Raw genomic sequence first — 15,938 nt, 5'->3', positions numbered from 1 at the left:
TCAGTCCAGGCCATCTTGATCTCCGTCGTATGTCAGAAATCCGATTGAATCATAACTAACTGAAATCACTCAATTCATTTTGGAACGGACACTAAAACCCGGCAACATCGCTACAAAATCCGGTCAATATCAAATTATTGGCCCGAGAGGCGGCCTTGGTGCAGAACGTACAGTTGTACGGGGAGAACCACTCCCCCCAACACCAAAGTCTGGATCTACTTATAAATTAGTAGATCCAACAAAGCACAAATAATATCATATTTTAGAAAGCCCGTCCGGAATATTCCGGACGGGCTTTTTATTATTTTAATATGCTAATTTTAAGCGTCGCAGCGTTTTAAGCGTCGCGGCGTGGCTTCTTTTTGAAGGAGCCTTCACCGTCTCTTTTGCCGCCCTTTGGCTTATCCCAGCCGCCGCGCTTAGGGCCGTCAAACGATGGTTTGCCACCGAAACGGTCGCCCTTAGGCTTGAAACCGCGCGGCTTGAAATCACCGTCATCACGGCGAGGTGCTGCGCCGCCGCCGTCAGTTGCCTGACGAATAACCAGACCTTTTTCACCAGTGCCGTGATCTTGCACGTTCTGGAAAAACTCACCGGATTTTTCGGTCAGGATTTCAAAGCGGGTTTCGTTGTCAAGAATACGGATTGAACCAACATCACGCTTGCTGACATTACCAGCCTTACAAATCAAAGGCAGCAACCAGCGCGGATCGGCGCGGTGTTTACGGCCAGCTGAAAGCGAGTACCAAACGCCATCAAAGCGGGGCCCGCGTTCCTGACGTTCACCACCAAAGCGATCACCACGCTCACCACGTTCGCCACGGCCACCACGATCGCCGCGATCATTACGATCACCACGGTCAAAACGGTCATTGCCACGACGGCCATCCAATGGACGGATCGGCGCATCAGACAATTCTTCCGGCACAGGACGCAGCGACAATTCGCGGGCAAGATAGGCTGCCGCGATCTGTTCCGGTGTGTAGCGTTCCTGCAAGGCTTTCAGAACATCACTATGTTCTTCATCCAAAGCTTCAACTTCAGCAACTTCATTGAGAATGCGTTCGTTGTTTTTAGCCTGAACCGCAGCAATACCTGGAGCAGGCATTGTTTCTGCACTCAGCTTTGCCATTTGCAACAGACGCTCAGCCGAACGGCGACGTGAGAAAGGCACAATGAGAACGCAAGTACCCTTACGACCCGCACGACCGGTACGGCCGGAGCGGTGCAACAAGGTTTCAGGGTTGGTCGGCAGTTCTGCGTGAATGACCAGATCCAGATTTGGCAGATCAATACCGCGTGCAGCAACGTCAGTTGCTACGCAAACGCGGGCACGGCCATCACGCATGGATTGCAGTGCGTTGTTACGCTCAGCTTGGCTCAATTCACCCGAAAGAGCCACAACCGCAAAACCGCGATTGGACAGGCGGCTTGCCATATGCTTCACCGCTTCACGGGTTGCACAGAAAATAATGCTGTTTTGCGCATCATAATAAAGCAGCGTATTGACGACAGCGAGGTCGCGCTCATGCGGCGGCACAACCATGGCTTTATATTCAATATCAACGTGCTGACCAGCTTCACCGGCAGCCGAGATGCGCAGTGCATCGCGCTGGAAGCGCTTGGCCAAAGTTGCAATCTGTCTTGGAACTGTTGCCGAGAACATCAGTGTGCGGCGGTCTTCCGGTGCTTCATCCAGAATGAATTCCAGATCATCACGGAAACCAAGATCAAGCATTTCGTCGGCTTCATCAAGCACAACAGCTTGCAGCGTCGACATATCAAGCGCATTGCGGGTGATATGGTCGCGCAAACGGCCAGGTGTTCCGACCACGATATGTGCACCCTGTTCCAGAGCACGACGCTCGGAACGGATATCCATACCGCCAACGCAAGAAGCAATACGCGCACCGGTCTGGGCATAGAGCCATTCCAGTTCGCGGCGCACCTGCAAGGCAAGTTCACGGGTTGGAGCAATAATCATTGCCAATGGTGTGCGCGGCGCATCAAAGCGATCTTTACCACCCAAAAGCTGGGCAGCAATGGCAATACCAAATGCAACAGTTTTACCGGAGCCCGTCTGGGCGGAGACCAAAAGATCAGTATCGGCCGCTTCGGGTGCCAATACTGCTGTCTGAACAGCAGTAAGCGAGGCATAACCACGAGCGGCAAGAGCGCCGGACAGAGCCGGAGCGATTGTTTCAGGCAGGGACATGAATGACTTTCGAAAAAAGAATTCCACATCCGGGACGCAAAGATCGCCTTGGCACGACGGATACAGAAAACAAATTGGTTGCGTTCTCCCTAAAGGGTACAGCGCCCGCGGTCAACCTTGCTCATGCTTAGTGTGCCTCATCCCAGTTATGCGCTGCACGCGCATCTACTTGTAACGGAACCGAAAGAGACACAGCCGGCATGGCAGCGTTTTCCATAATATCGCGGATCACCGGTATGGTTTTTTCTACCTCTTCTTCAGGGGTTTCAAAGATTAATTCGTCATGCACCTGCAAAAGCATCCGTGCCGACAGACCCGCCGCATCAAGAGCATCTTCCATGCGCACCATCGCACGGCGGATAATATCAGCAGCAGAGCCCTGAATAGGCGCATTAATGGCAGCACGCTCGTTAAAAGCACGGATCTGCGCATTAGACGCTTTAATTTCAGGGTAATGCGCGCGACGGCCGAAAATCGTTTCGACATAACCATGCTCACGCGCAAATTCCTTGGTCGCATCCATATAATCACGAATTCCAGGAAAACGCACGAAATAAGTTTTAATATATTGGCTGGCCTCTTCACGCGAGATCGACAACTGGTTGGCAAGGCCGAAAGCCGAGATACCATAGATGATGCCGAAATTGATCGCTTTGGCGCGGCGGCGTACTTCAGAAGGCATACCTTCCACCGGCACTCCAAACATTTCCGATGCTGTCATGGCATGAATATCAATACCATCAGCAAAAGCCTGTTTAAGCTGAGGAATATCTGCCACATGAGCAAGGACGCGCAATTCAATCTGGCTATAGTCGGCAGAAATCAGCCTGTTGCCTTGCTCAGCGACAAAAGCGGTTCTGATTTTGCGGCCTTCACTGGTGCGCACCGGAATATTCTGCAAATTCGGATCTGATGACGACAAGCGCCCTGTGGTAGTGGCAGCCATCGAATAAGATGTATGCACGCGCTTGGTTTGCGGATTGATAAAACCGGGAAGCGCATCCGTATAGGTGGATTTTAATTTGGTCAGCTGACGCCAATCAACGATTTTGCGCGGCAATTCATGACCTTCGGCGGCCAAATCTTCCAGCACCTGCGCCGATGTCGACCATTGGCCGGTTTTGGTTTTAGCGCCACCCGGCAGGTTGAGCTTACCAAACAGAATATCCCCAAGCTGTTTTGGTGAAGCAATATTGAGCTTTTCACCCGCCAGCTCATAGATTTCTTCTTCATATCCGGCGGCTGCTTGTGCCAATTCGCCTGAAAGACGCGACAAAATCTGCCGGTCAACCGAAATACCCCGCTCTTCCATCCGCGCTAAAACGGCCACCAGCGGGCGCTCCAGGCGCTCATAAACGGAAGTCAGTCCGTCTGCGATGAGGCGCGGCTTCAACACCTGCCACAAACGCAATGTCACATCGGCATCTTCACCGGCATAAGCAGTTGCTTTGTCCAGATCGACCATGTCGAAAGTGACGGCATTTTTGCCAGTGCCGGCGACATCTTTATAGACAATGGTTTTATGACCAAGCCAGCGCTCGGCCAGTGCATCCATACCATGCGCATTGGCACCGGCATCAAGCACATAAGACAGCAACATCGTATCATCAAAAGACACGATATTGACGCCGTAGCGGCGCATAATCAGCCAGTCATATTTCATATTCTGTGCAATTTTCAGCACAGACCTATCTTCAAGAACCACTTTCAGCGCTTTGATCGCAGCATCAAACGGAATCTGACCTTCAACAAACCCGCCGCCCAGCAAGTCATCCTGACCGGACTTATGCTGCAATGGCACATAGCCGACTTTGCCGCTTTCAAGTGCGATGGAAAATCCGATCAGATCAGCCTGCATCGGATCGAGCGAATTGGTTTCAGTGTCAAACGACATCACGCCTTTTTCAAGCGCTTCGTCGAGCCAGCTTTCCAACAATTTCAGGTCACGGATACAGGTATAAGAGGATGTATCAATCTTTTGCGCCAATGCCTGGCTTGTGCGCCATGCCACCAAATCGGACGCTTTGCCGCCTGCGACCGCTGCGGCTGGCTCAATATTATCTGTACCAGTCACTTCCGGCGCTGTGCCCAAATCCAGATCAGGCCCGCGCGCATCAGCGCCCCACTCGGTTTCCACATGGCATGGCTCAACAGCAGACGCATCCGTATCAGTTGCTTCCGCCACACGGCGAACCAGTGTGGTAAATTCCATCGCTTTCAGAAAGCTGATGAGCTTTGGCCCGTTTTGCGGCTCCAGCACAAAAGCATCCAGATCAACCTCCACCGGCACATCGGTGCGCAATGTCACCAACTGGCGGGCGATCTTGGTCTGATCCGCATAAGCGATAATATTTTCACGGCGTTTATTCTGTTTAATCTCACCGGCGCGTGCCAGCAAAGTATCCAGATCGCCATATTCTTCCAAAAGAAGGGCTGCTGTTTTCGGCCCGATCCCCGGAATACCCGGAATATTATCGGTGCTGTCACCGGTCAGTGATTGCAGATCAATCATCTTTTCCGGCGGCACGCCCCATTTTTCAATCACTTCCGGAATAGCAATCTGCTTGTCCTTCATGCCGTCATACATCCACACCTGCGGTGAGACGAGCTGCATCAAATCTTTATCTGATGAAACAATGGTCACATCACCACCAGCCTCAGTGGCCTGACGGGCATAAGTGGCAATCAGATCATCTGCCTCAAAGCCTTCTTTTTCGATGCAAGGCAGGTCGAAAGCGCGCGTTGCCTGACGGATAAGTCCGAATTGCGGGATCAAATCTTCCGGCGGCGCGGTACGGTTCGCTTTATATTCCGGATAAATATCCTTGCGGAAGGTCTGTGACGAATAATCAAAAATCACCGCAAAATGCGTTGGCACTACACCGACATCCGTGTCGCGGGCATCTTTCAAAAGCTTCCACAACATGTTGCAGAAACCCGACACCGCGCCAACCGGCAAACCATCAGATTTGCGCGTCAGCGGTGGTAAAGCATGGTAAGCCCGGAAAATATAACCCGAACCGTCGATGAGAAATAAATGATCGCCTTTTTTCATGGTTCAAAGTCTTAAAGCAAACGGACACGAAAAGAAATAAATCCTTGATGATCTTCATACCCCATCCACGCATATGATTATATTTTTTGCCAAAGCACCCAAAGCGACAACGAAATTTCGCAATTTCGCCCTTGAAAAAACATGATTCCATGGTGAATTCACTGTCATCAACACACTGTTGACCGTCAGCTTTTCCCCCAAATAAAGCTGACCAAAGCCATTTCCCCCCACCCCTTTCGGGAAATAGGCGACTTGAGAGTACGACCGTTGTGGCCCTTCCCCCTCGCCACGACGGTCAGTACACTTTCTCTCCCCTTCACACCTTAAAGCAAATGCGTAGCGCTTTCGTCCTTGCAGCGTAACGACACCTTGCTGTAGTGTCAGGCCTCTTGTTTTTGAACGTCCAAATCAGGTTAGTGCGACCTTTGTATGCCAGGCTTGGCACACGGCGCTCTAATTCCCGAACCGGATTTTAACACCCCGATTTTAACATCAAGTCAGGCTTTGCAATGTCAACAATCGCTCTCGATCCAGTTTTGTCGCATATTGATACCAGTTTTGACGCCAGCGTTGAGCATTTGTTCGATCTGCTGCGCATCAAATCCATTTCTACCGATCCGGCTTTTAAAGCCGATTGCCGTCAGGCCGCCGAGTGGCTGGTCAAAGACCTGCAATCAATCGGTTTTGATGCAAGCGTTCGCGACACACCTGGTCACCCTATGGTTGTTGCCCATCATGAAGGCCCGACAAAAGATGCGCCACATGTGCTTTTCTATGGCCATTATGACGTTCAGCCTGTAGACCCGCTCAACCTTTGGGAAAATGACCCATTTGCACCAGCTGTCAAAGATATGGGCAATGGCCGCAAAATCATGACCGGTCGCGGCACCTCAGACGACAAAGGCCAGCTGATGACCTTTGTGGAAGCCTGCCGCGCTTATAAAGCCGTGCATGGCAAATTGCCGGTTAAAGTTACCATCCTGTTTGAAGGTGAAGAAGAATCCGGCTCACCATCTTTGAAGCCGTTTCTTGAGCAAAACAAACAGGAACTAAAAGCCGATTGCGCGCTTGTTTGCGACACCTCGATGTGGGATATCAACACGCCAGCCATTTCCGTCGGGCTTCGCGGTCTTGTTGGCACGGAAGTCACTGTTTTTGCAGCCGATCGTGATCTGCATTCCGGCTTTTTCGGGGGAGCAGCAGCCAACCCGATCCATATTTTGAGCAAGATCGTTGCCGATATTCATGATGAGAACGGCCACATCACCATTCCGGGTTTTTATGACGGCGTTGAAGAAACACCATCGCAAATCCTGCAATCATGGGAAAATCTTGGCCGCACCGCTGAAAACTTCTTGGGTCCTATCGGCCTTTCCGTACCAAGCGGTGAAAAAGGCCGCAGCGTGCTGGAGCTGACATGGGCGCGCCCGACTGCTGAGGTTAACGGCATCACTGGCGGCTATACTGGCGATGGCTTCAAAACTGTCATTGCAGCACAGGCTTCCGCCAAAATCTCCTTCCGTCTTGTCCATAAGCAAGATCCGGAAAAAATCCGCGCTGCTTTCCATCAGTTTGTTCAAGACAGATTGCCAGCTGATTGCCGCGCAGAATTCGCCAATCACGGCGGCTCGCCAGCCATCCAGTTGCCTTACGATTCATCCCTCGTCAACAAAGCCAAAGACGCATTGTCCGACGAATGGCCAAATCCGGCAGTTCTCACCGCTATGGGCGGCTCTATTCCGATTGTTGGTGACTTCGACACCTATCTGGGCATGGAATCACTGCTGGTTGGCTTTGGCCTTGAAGATGACCGCATCCATTCACCAAATGAAAAATACGAAATCACTTCCTTCCATAAGGGGCAGCGCTCATGGGCTCGCATTCTAAACGCCCTGGCACAAAAATAATCCTTAAAAAGAAACGGCATGCAATGACTATTCGCTTTCACAAAAACGATCTGCCTGATTTAAGCAATTATCAGGTGGATGCTGTTGCCATCGACACTGAAACTCTGGGGCTTAATCCCCTGCGCGACCGCTTATGCGTGGTGCAGATCTCGCCAGGTGACGGCACAGCCGATATCATCCAGATTGACAAGGGGCAAAAACAGGCTCCCAACCTGATGAAGCTTTTGGGCGATGACAATATCACCAAAATTTTTCACTTCGGCCGCTTTGATATTGCTGTGCTTTACCATACTTTCGGCGTGATGCCGCTGCCGGTTTTCTGCACCAAAATCGCTTCAAAACTGACCCGCACCTATACAGACCGCCACGGCCTGAAGGAAATTTGCGGCGAATTGCTGGATGTGTCGATTTCCAAACAGCAGCAATCTTCCGACTGGGCAGCCGAAACCCTGTCACAAGCACAATTGGAATATGCAGCTTCTGACGTGCTTTATCTGCACCGCCTCAAAACCATTCTCGAACAGAGACTGGAGCGCGATGGCCGTAAAACCCAAGCCGCTGAATGCTTCAAGTTCCTGCCAACCCGCGCAGAGCTTGATCTGATGGGCTGGGATGAGCAGGATATTTTCTCGCACGCCTGATCCGCTGCGAGAATGATTTTATCGAATCAAAAAAGGCGGCCAGGTTATTCCGGCCGCCTTTTTTAATTCCATACAATATTATTAAATATAAAAATTATACAATAACAATATTTATAAAAATAAAAATCAAACCAACAAGCAAATATTAAAACAAAACAATATAATAAAACAAGCAATAAAATCCATGTTGCATTAATACTACATACAACAATACTTAAAAATGAGACCATAGCTGCATTGCCTAACCAAAAAAATATTCTTAACAGCTGAGGTTTTTATGAAGAAGCTATTAGTCGCCGCCACTATTCTGGTATCCACATCCTATGCGGCCCATGCAGCCGATGTCATTATGCATCACGAAATGGTTCCGGTTGTGATGAACACCGGTCATTCGTGGACGGGTGGATATTTAGGTTTTGAAACCGGTTATCAGAATGCTCGCTTTAAAGAGCATTTTAATGGCGTTCATCATTTAAGCCAAAAATCCGATGGCCTATTAGGCGGCATTTATGGCGGTTATAATTTCGAATTCCGGAACAGAATGATCCTTGGCGTTGATGCCAATCTAACCTACAATAGCGCGCGTCAAAACAACGCCTATTCAATGCTTGTCAACACAAATACGACCAGCAACTTCAACCATGAGAGCAAGCTGGAATGGTCGGCAGCCCTGCGTGCGCGTCTCGGCTTTGCGATGGATCGCTGGATGCCTTACATCGCCGGTGGTGTCGCCACTGCCCAAATTAAAAATTCCATCTATGACGCCAATTATAATTATCAAAGCGACCGCAATAATATGACCGGCTGGACAGCAGGTGCGGGTGTTGATTATGCGCTGGCCAGTAATACGACATTACGCCTTGAATACCGCCATACTGATTATGGCCGCAAAACATTCGCCATTGATAATTTCACTTATAAGACCAAGGTCAAAACAGACGAATTTCGCATTGGTGTCGCCTATCGTTTTTAAGGTGTGATTTTTCACATCGCTCAAAGCCTGCCGGATCAACACCTCCAAGATCCGGCAGGCTTTATTTTATAAACCATAGCGCCAAATAGCCCCCCCCTGTTTACCCCCCTTTAAACCGCCGCAATTATCATCCAAAGCAGACAAAAATTATTAGCCGGACAGAATCTGATCACGCATGTCATCACGTAAAAATAATAATAATCGCATTGAGCCGAGCTTTGGCGGCTCAAAACCAAAAAACGATCATGATGATTTTCGTGCAGACGAAAGCGATCGCACATCCGGCAGACGCCCGCCTCAAACACGGAAACCATCTAAAAAAACCGGCAAACGCAGCAAGAAAAAACCGGCCGGCTTCTGGGGCAGACTGCGTCGTCTGATCTACTGGCTTATGGTGCTTGGCCTTTGGGGCGCCATCGCCTTTGCCGGCGTATTGATTTATTTCGCGGTTAAAATGCCGCCGACGACCGATTGGGAAATTCCTGACCGCCCGCCCAACGTTAAAATCCTGGATGTAAACGGCAATCTGATCGCCAATCGCGGCACCACCGGTGGTGAGGCTGTCGGCCTGCATGATATGTCACCTTATATTCCGCAAGCGGTTATCGCCATTGAAGACAGACGTTTCTATTCACATTTCGGCATTGATCCGATTGGTCTGGCGCGTGCTTTTGTCACCAACATCACTAAAGGGCGCTCGGTACAAGGTGGTTCCACTCTCACCCAGCAGTTGGCAAAAAACCTGTTTCTTTCACCCGAGCGCACGATTGAGCGTAAGGTGCAGGAAGCTATGCTCGCTCTATGGCTTGAGCATAAATATACCAAAGATCAGATTTTGGAGATGTATCTCAACCGCGTCTATTTGGGCTCAGGCGCTTTTGGTGTTGATGCCGCATCCCGTCGTTATTTTGACAAATCGGCACGCGATGTCACGCTGATTGAAGCGGCAACCATTGCCGGTCTTTTGAAAGCGCCATCGCGTCTTTCACCGGCGCGTGATCCGCAGGCAGCATCTGACCGCGCCAAGCTGGTGCTGGCCGCCATGCGTGATCAGGGCATGATTAACGACACGGATCAGGCAATAGCCGAAAGCGAACCGCCAACGCGTGCTGCCAGCTATTGGCAGGGTTCGGAAAACTATGCCGCTGACCGTATCGTCGGTTCGTTGAAATCCCTGATCGGCGATGTGCATGACGACATCACCGTTCAGACCACCATCGATATGAATCTGCAACAGACCGGCGAGGAGGTCATTCGTGACCTTATTTCGCAAAACAAAGACAAGATGCAGGTCAGCCAAGGCGCGCTTGTTTCCATCGATGCGACAGGTGCCGTGCGCGCATGGATCGGCGGCTATGATTATGCTGCCAGCCAGTTTGACCGCGCAAGTGATGCACGTCGTCAGCCGGCCTCCTCATTTAAACCCTTTGTCTATCTGACAGCGCTCGAACAGGGGCGCACACCGGATTCGGTGCGCAATGATGCGCCGATCCGCATCGGCAAATGGACACCGGGCAATGACAGCGGCAAATATATGGGCGAAGTCACCCTTGCCACCGCGCTTTCTCACTCGCTCAACTCTGTCGCAGCGCAATTGGTGATGGAAGTGGGCCCGCAAGCGGTTATCGACACAGCGCACCGTCTCGGCATCCAGTCAAACCTTGTCAACAATGCTTCATTGGCACTTGGCACATCGGAAGTATCGCTGGTGGAGCTCACCGATGCCTATGTACCCTTTGCCAATGGCGGCTATAGTGCTCCGCCCTATATGATTGAAAAAGTCACCACCAATGACGGAACAGTGCTTTATCAGCGCGACAATATATTAGGGCCGCGCGTCATTGATGATCGTAATATCGGCATGATGAATGCCATGCTGAGCCGCACCGTTGAAGATGGTACCGCAAAACGTGCGCAATTTGGCTGGCCGGCAGCGGGTAAAACCGGCACGGGGCAAAATTTCCGCGATGCATGGTTTATCGGTTACACCTCAAACCTCACCACCGGTATCTGGTTTGGTAATGATGACGGCAAGCCGATGAAACGCGTTTTCGGCTCCACCTTGCCGGTAACGGCATGGAAAAGTTTCATGACAGCCGCGCATAAAGGGGTGCCGATTGCGCCGCTTCCAGGCTCATACCAGATTGAAAATATCGTACCGGGCGGTAGTGATAATATGCCGGATATTGATGCCCCATCCGGTGGTTATGGCGGCCAGAATGTGCCGCAGGATGATGACGGCTATTGGCCGCCAGCACCGGAAACCACCCAACCCGGCGCTGCTATTGATGATAATACGCCAGCACAACCGGCTAACAAGCCGACCACTTTGCTTGATATTATTATGGGCAATTAAAGCAAAAACGCTTATTCAAAAACCAAAGACTGCGCTCAGATTGAAGCGCAGTCTTTTTCATTTTCAGCGTAATTAGCGCGTCAAAGTACGTGACAGGGCATCTTTCCAACCAGCCATTTTACGTGAGCGTTCCGCCTCATCCATTTGAGGTGCAAAGCGACGCTCCAACGCCCATGTTGTGGCAAATTCTTCTGCATCCGGCCAAAGCCCTGCCTTCGAACCGGCAAGCCATGCCGCGCCTAATGCTGTGGTTTCCAGAATTTCAGGACGATCCACCTCAACATTGAGGATGTCGGCCAGACGCTGCATTGTCCAGTCAGAAGCAACCATACCGCCATCAACACGGAGTACAGTTTGCGAAGCATTGTGCCAGTCTTTTTGCATGGCCTGCAACAAATCTGCCGTTTGATAAGCAACCGATTCCAGCGCTGCACGGCAAAATTCGGCAGGCCCCGTATTGCGTGTTAACCCAAAAATGGCTCCACGTGCATCCGCATCCCAATGCGGCGCACCAAGACCGACAAAAGCCGGAACCAGATAAACATCCTGATGCGGGTCTGCCTGATCGGCCTGCTTGCCGGATTGATCCGCACTTTCGATGATTTTTAACCCATCGCGCAACCATTGTACTGCCGCACCGGCAATAAAAATTGAACCTTCCAACGCATAAGCAACTTTACCGTTCAGACGATAAGCAATCGTAGTCAATAACCGGTTTTGTGAACGTACAATATCTGCGCCGGTATTAATCAGCGCAAAACATCCCGTTCCGTAAGTGGATTTTACCATGCCCGGTTTAAAGCAGGCCTGCCCCATTAAGGCTGCATGCTGATCACCTGCAACACCCAGAATCGGTATTTCTGCCCCTAAAATTTCCGCGTTTGCGACCCCGAAATTATCGGCACAATCTTTCACTTCCGGCAGCATGGCACGCGGAATATTAAACAAGCGCAGCAGTTCCTCATCCCAGTCTTGTTCAGCAATATTGAAAAGCTGGGTGCGCGACGCATTGGTGGCATCAGTTGCATGAACCTGTCCGCCCGTTAGCCGCCAGATCAGAAAACTATCAATCGTGCCGAAAAGTAAATCGCCTTTTTCAGCTCGCGCCCGCGCGCCCGCCACATGATCCAAAATCCAGCTTATTTTGCTGGCTGAGAAATAAGGATCAAGCAACAGGCCGGTTTTAGAAACCACCATGTCCTCATGGCCGCTATCGCGCAACTGCGTACAGAATGCAGCGGTGCGCCTGTCCTGCCAGACAATAGCATTATAAAGCGGGCGGCCGGTATTTTTATCCCAGACCACTACGGTTTCACGCTGATTGGTAATGCCAATGGCTGCAACCTGTCCGGCCTCGATATGCGCATTGCGGATAGCCTGACGGCTTGTTTCCACAACCGTGTGCCAGATATCTTCCGGATCATGCTCCACCCAACCGGATTGGGGGAAATGCTGCTGGAATTCTTCCTGACCAACCCCGACCACACGCCGCCCTTGATTGAACACAATGCCGCGTGTTGATGTGGTGCCCTGATCAATTGCTAATATAAATTGTTGCATATGCCCTCCGTAAATAAAAGCAAACTAGGGATTAACCGCGATATGATCAATAAGACTACTCGAATTCCTTTAGCCAATAGGCTATTCAAGGTTGAACAGTGAGGCAATTATGAGTGATTCAGAGCGTAAAACTCTCGTATTGACCGGCGCCAGCCGTGGTATCGGCCATGCCACCGTCAAAAGATTTTCCAAAGCCGGATGGCGGGTTATCACCTGCTCCCGTCAGGATTTTTCTGAAAATTGTCCGTGGCCGGCAGGGCCTGAAGACCATATCAAGATTGATCTGGCCGATGCAGAAGATATCGGCCGCGGTATTGCTGAAATCCGCCGCCGCCTTGAGGCGCAGGGAAGCAAGCTGCATGCGCTCGTCAACAATGCCGGTATTTCGCCCAAAGCTGAAGGCGGCCGCCGCCTCAACTCTTTGGAAACGCCGATGCACGTATGGCGCGATGTATTTCAGGTTAATTTCATGGCTCCCATCATGCTGGGACGCGGGCTTTTCAAAGAGCTGGAAGCAGCACAAGGCTCAATCGTTAATGTGACCTCCATTGCCGGTAGTCGCGTGCATCCTTTTGCCGGAACCGCCTATTCTACCTCCAAGGCAGCACTTGCATCGCTGACCCGCGAAATGGCTTCAGACTTTGGCCCTCACGGCATTCGCGTCAATGCGATTGCACCGGGCGAAATTGAAACGTCTATTCTTTCACCCGGCACAGAAAAGCTGGTTGAACAATTGCCGTTGCGCCGTTTAGGCCAGACATCAGAGGTAGCCGAAACTATTTATTATTTGTGTTCCGAAGCCTCATCCTATGTCACCGGCTCGGAAATCCACATCAATGGCGGGCAACACGTCTAAAAACTGATAAAACGGGGGGAAACCATGATCCTGTGCTGCGGCGAAGCTTTGATTGACATGATAGCGGAGATCAACGCCGCAGGCGAACCGGTTTTCAAGCCCCATGCAGGTGGCGCAATTTTCAACAGCGCCGTCGCTATTGGACGTCTTGGTGTACCCTCCGGCCTGCTCACCGGCCTGTCATCCGATTTCTTCGGAGAAGTGTTGCGGGGCACCATGGCTGCCTCCCATGTCAGTGACAAATACACAATACAATCCGACCGTCCGACAACGCTTGCCTTTGTACGCCTCGTTAATGGTCAGGCATCCTATGCTTTTTACGATGAAAACACCGCCACGCGCCTGTTGCATATCGACGATGTGCCAGCGCTGGAAGATGAAGTGTCCGCCCTGCTTTTTGGCGGCATCAGCCTGATCTCCGAGCCATGCGCCGACACATTTGAAGCACTGATGATGCGGGAAAAATCCAAACGCGTCATTATGCTTGATCCCAATATCCGCGCCAATTTCATCCAAGATCGCGAAACCTATCTGGCGCGTCTCAACCGCATGATTAAACACGCCGATATCGTCAAATTATCAGATGAGGATTTGGGCTGGTTTGCCAACGAAGATAATCAAGATGCCAAAATTGATGAATGGCTAGCTCAAGGTGTTAAGCTGATTGTCATCACCCGCGGTGCCAATGGTGCAGATGCATATACATCGCATGGCAAACTATGTGTGGCAGCACAAAAAGTGGATGTGGTTGATACGGTTGGCGCTGGCGACACCGTCAATGCCGGTATTTTGGCGAGCCTTCACAACCACCAGCTTTTAAACAAAAAAGCAGTTGCCACACTTTCAGATATAGCGATTTTACAAGCTCTGAGCCTTGGTATTGATGCGGCATCGGTGACAATTTCCCGAGCCGGAGCCAATCCGCCATGGGCATATGAGCTTTAATCATCACTGGTGCTAATAGTACGGGGTGCTAAGGGTGCGGGATAATTAAACCCGCACCAGATGATCGCTGCGCTCTTCATTACCAAAGAATTCGATGTAGCGCTCCACTTCTGCCGGATCACCGGTGGCCTTCTGGATATTATCTGACAGTTTCACTGCCGGTCGGCCATTGGCATCAATCACTTTGCAAACCAGTGAAATGGCTTTCAAACCATCAATGCTGTTGGGCGCGCAACCGGCAAAATCATTGGTCAGGTTCGTGCCCCAACCAAAGCTCATCCGCACCCGATCCTTGAAGTGGTGATAAGTTTCTTCAATTGTATCCACATCCAGCGCATCGGAGAAAATCAGCATTTTCTCACGCGGGTCTTTGCCATGCTCTTTCCACCATTGAATAATGCGTTCGCCACCTTCAATCGGCGGGGCACTGTCAGGGCGGAAACCTGTCCAGTCGGCCACCCAATCCGGCGCATCCCGCAAGAATGCCGCCGTGCCATAAGCATCCGGCAGCACAATCAAAAGATTACCGCCATAATAGCGGTTCCAGTCCTGCAACACACGGTAAGGGGCAGTGCGTAATTCTTCATCCGTATTAGCCAGCGCCGCCAGCACCATCGGCAATTCATGCGCATTGGTGCCAAGCGCTTCCAGATCGGTGTCCATTGCCAACAACACGTTGCTTGTGCCGGTGAAAGCGTCACCAATACCTTCTTTCAAGGCTTCCACGCACCAGCGCTGCCACAAGAAGGAATGGCGACGACGAGTGCCAAAGTCCGACACTTTCAGGTCAGGCAATTCACGTAAGCGCTCAACCTTGCTCCACATTTTAGCTTTCGCACGCGCATAAAGCACATCAAGCGCAAATGGCCCTAAATTTTTCATCGCGGCGCGCGAGCGCATCTCATTGATGATAGCAAGAGCCGGAATTTCCCACATTGTTGTGTGAGACCAAGGGCCATGGAAATTTAACTCATACTGGCCATCGCGGCGGATCAGTTCATATTCCGGTAGTTGGAAATCCTGCAACCAGTGCAAAAATTCCGGCTGGAAAATCTGCTTGCGGCCATAAAATGTATTACCGGCCAGCCAGATCATTTCTTTTTTTGAAATGCGCAAAGTGCGGGCATGATCAAGCTGGGCGCGTAATTCGCCTTCATCAATCTCATCGGCCAGACGCACGGTTTTGGTGCGGTTGATCAGTGAGAATGTTGCATCCACCTTCGGGTAAAGCCCCCAGATCATTTGCAGCATCAGCAGTTTATAAAAATCCGTATCCAGCAAACTGCGGACGATCGGATCCAGCTTCCACGCATGGTTATAAACACGCCGGGCAATATCTGTTCTGGCCATAACGGCTCCCATTCCATATCAACTTTGTGCCAGCATTACGCATAATCAATAAACGAAAAGCTGCAATAAAAAAGGCGGGG

General features: G+C 50.9%; 10 protein-coding genes. 6 read left to right on the top strand and 4 right to left on the bottom strand.

The window, feature by feature from the left end; translation table 11 throughout:
• Positions 1 to 337: 337 nt before the first annotated feature.
• Both FHS77_RS08655 and polA read right to left on the bottom strand, forming a co-directional pair.
• Positions 338 to 2,215, bottom strand: a complete 1,878-nt coding sequence (locus tag FHS77_RS08655; RefSeq protein ID WP_184222384.1) for a DEAD/DEAH box helicase — start codon at positions 2,213 to 2,215, stop codon at positions 338 to 340.
• 127 nt (positions 2,216 to 2,342) lie between these two features.
• Positions 2,343 to 5,270 carry a DNA polymerase I gene (gene polA, locus FHS77_RS08650; RefSeq protein ID WP_184222382.1) on the bottom strand — a complete coding sequence of 976 codons (2,928 nt, stop codon included), beginning with the start codon at positions 5,268 to 5,270 and terminating at the stop codon, positions 2,343 to 2,345.
• A gap of 509 nt (positions 5,271 to 5,779) precedes the next feature.
• On the opposite strand from polA, the gene FHS77_RS08645 reads away from it, so the two are divergent.
• From FHS77_RS08645 to FHS77_RS08630, 4 genes are all read left to right on the top strand, one after another.
• Positions 5,780 to 7,177 carry a M20/M25/M40 family metallo-hydrolase gene (locus tag FHS77_RS08645; RefSeq protein ID WP_184222380.1) on the top strand — a complete coding sequence of 466 codons (1,398 nt, stop codon included), beginning with the start codon at positions 5,780 to 5,782 and terminating at the stop codon, positions 7,175 to 7,177.
• Positions 7,178 to 7,200: 23 nt separating this feature from the next.
• Complete coding sequence (locus tag FHS77_RS08640) at positions 7,201 to 7,818, top strand: ribonuclease D (RefSeq protein WP_184222378.1); 618 nt, start codon at positions 7,201 to 7,203, stop codon at positions 7,816 to 7,818.
• Positions 7,819 to 8,095: 277 nt separating this feature from the next.
• Positions 8,096 to 8,791, top strand: a complete 696-nt coding sequence (locus FHS77_RS08635; RefSeq protein ID WP_184222376.1) for an outer membrane protein — start codon at positions 8,096 to 8,098, stop codon at positions 8,789 to 8,791.
• Positions 8,792 to 8,966: 175 nt separating this feature from the next.
• Positions 8,967 to 11,147, top strand: coding sequence for a transglycosylase domain-containing protein (locus FHS77_RS08630; protein ID WP_184222373.1), 2,181 nt, complete (start codon positions 8,967 to 8,969; stop codon positions 11,145 to 11,147).
• Positions 11,148 to 11,219: 72 nt separating this feature from the next.
• Here FHS77_RS08630 and glpK read toward each other — a convergent pair whose 3' ends face one another.
• Positions 11,220 to 12,707 (bottom strand): glycerol kinase GlpK, encoded by a 1,488-nt coding sequence (gene glpK, locus FHS77_RS08625; RefSeq protein ID WP_184222371.1) that lies wholly within the window; start codon positions 12,705 to 12,707, stop codon positions 11,220 to 11,222.
• A gap of 109 nt (positions 12,708 to 12,816) precedes the next feature.
• Between glpK and FHS77_RS08620 the strand changes: the two genes are divergently transcribed.
• Together FHS77_RS08620 and FHS77_RS08615 are read left to right on the top strand one after the other, a co-directional pair.
• Complete coding sequence (locus FHS77_RS08620; protein WP_184222369.1) at positions 12,817 to 13,563, top strand: SDR family NAD(P)-dependent oxidoreductase; 747 nt, start codon at positions 12,817 to 12,819, stop codon at positions 13,561 to 13,563.
• A 24-nt stretch (positions 13,564 to 13,587) separates the two neighbouring features.
• Positions 13,588 to 14,508, top strand: a complete 921-nt coding sequence (locus tag FHS77_RS08615) for a carbohydrate kinase family protein (protein WP_184222367.1) — start codon at positions 13,588 to 13,590, stop codon at positions 14,506 to 14,508.
• Between the two features lie 45 nt (positions 14,509 to 14,553).
• On the opposite strand, the gene pncB is transcribed toward FHS77_RS08615, so the two are convergent.
• Complete coding sequence (gene pncB, locus FHS77_RS08610) at positions 14,554 to 15,858, bottom strand: nicotinate phosphoribosyltransferase (protein WP_184222365.1); 1,305 nt, start codon at positions 15,856 to 15,858, stop codon at positions 14,554 to 14,556.
• Between the last annotated feature and the right edge of the window lie 80 nt (positions 15,859 to 15,938).

This window comes from Paenochrobactrum gallinarii, assembly GCF_014205685.1.
Classification (GTDB): domain Bacteria; phylum Pseudomonadota; class Alphaproteobacteria; order Rhizobiales; family Rhizobiaceae; genus Paenochrobactrum; species Paenochrobactrum gallinarii.
This window is presented reverse-complemented; position numbering and strand designations above follow the sequence as displayed.

Excerpts from the sequence above, each read along its gene's own strand:
- FHS77_RS08655 (WP_184222384.1), bottom strand. The coding sequence starts at position 2,215 with ATGTCCCTGCCTGAAACAATCGCTCCGGCTCTGTCCGGCGCTCTTGCC.
- polA (WP_184222382.1), bottom strand. The coding sequence starts at position 5,270 with ATGAAAAAAGGCGATCATTTATTTCTCATCGACGGTTCGGGTTATATT.
- FHS77_RS08645 (WP_184222380.1), top strand. The coding sequence starts at position 5,780 with ATGTCAACAATCGCTCTCGATCCAGTTTTGTCGCATATTGATACCAGT.
- FHS77_RS08640 (WP_184222378.1), top strand. The coding sequence starts at position 7,201 with ATGACTATTCGCTTTCACAAAAACGATCTGCCTGATTTAAGCAATTAT.
- FHS77_RS08635 (WP_184222376.1), top strand. The coding sequence starts at position 8,096 with ATGAAGAAGCTATTAGTCGCCGCCACTATTCTGGTATCCACATCCTAT.
- FHS77_RS08630 (WP_184222373.1), top strand. The coding sequence starts at position 8,967 with ATGTCATCACGTAAAAATAATAATAATCGCATTGAGCCGAGCTTTGGC.
- glpK (WP_184222371.1), bottom strand. The coding sequence starts at position 12,707 with ATGCAACAATTTATATTAGCAATTGATCAGGGCACCACATCAACACGC.
- FHS77_RS08620 (WP_184222369.1), top strand. The coding sequence starts at position 12,817 with ATGAGTGATTCAGAGCGTAAAACTCTCGTATTGACCGGCGCCAGCCGT.
- FHS77_RS08615 (WP_184222367.1), top strand. The coding sequence starts at position 13,588 with ATGATCCTGTGCTGCGGCGAAGCTTTGATTGACATGATAGCGGAGATC.
- pncB (WP_184222365.1), bottom strand. The coding sequence starts at position 15,858 with ATGGCCAGAACAGATATTGCCCGGCGTGTTTATAACCATGCGTGGAAG.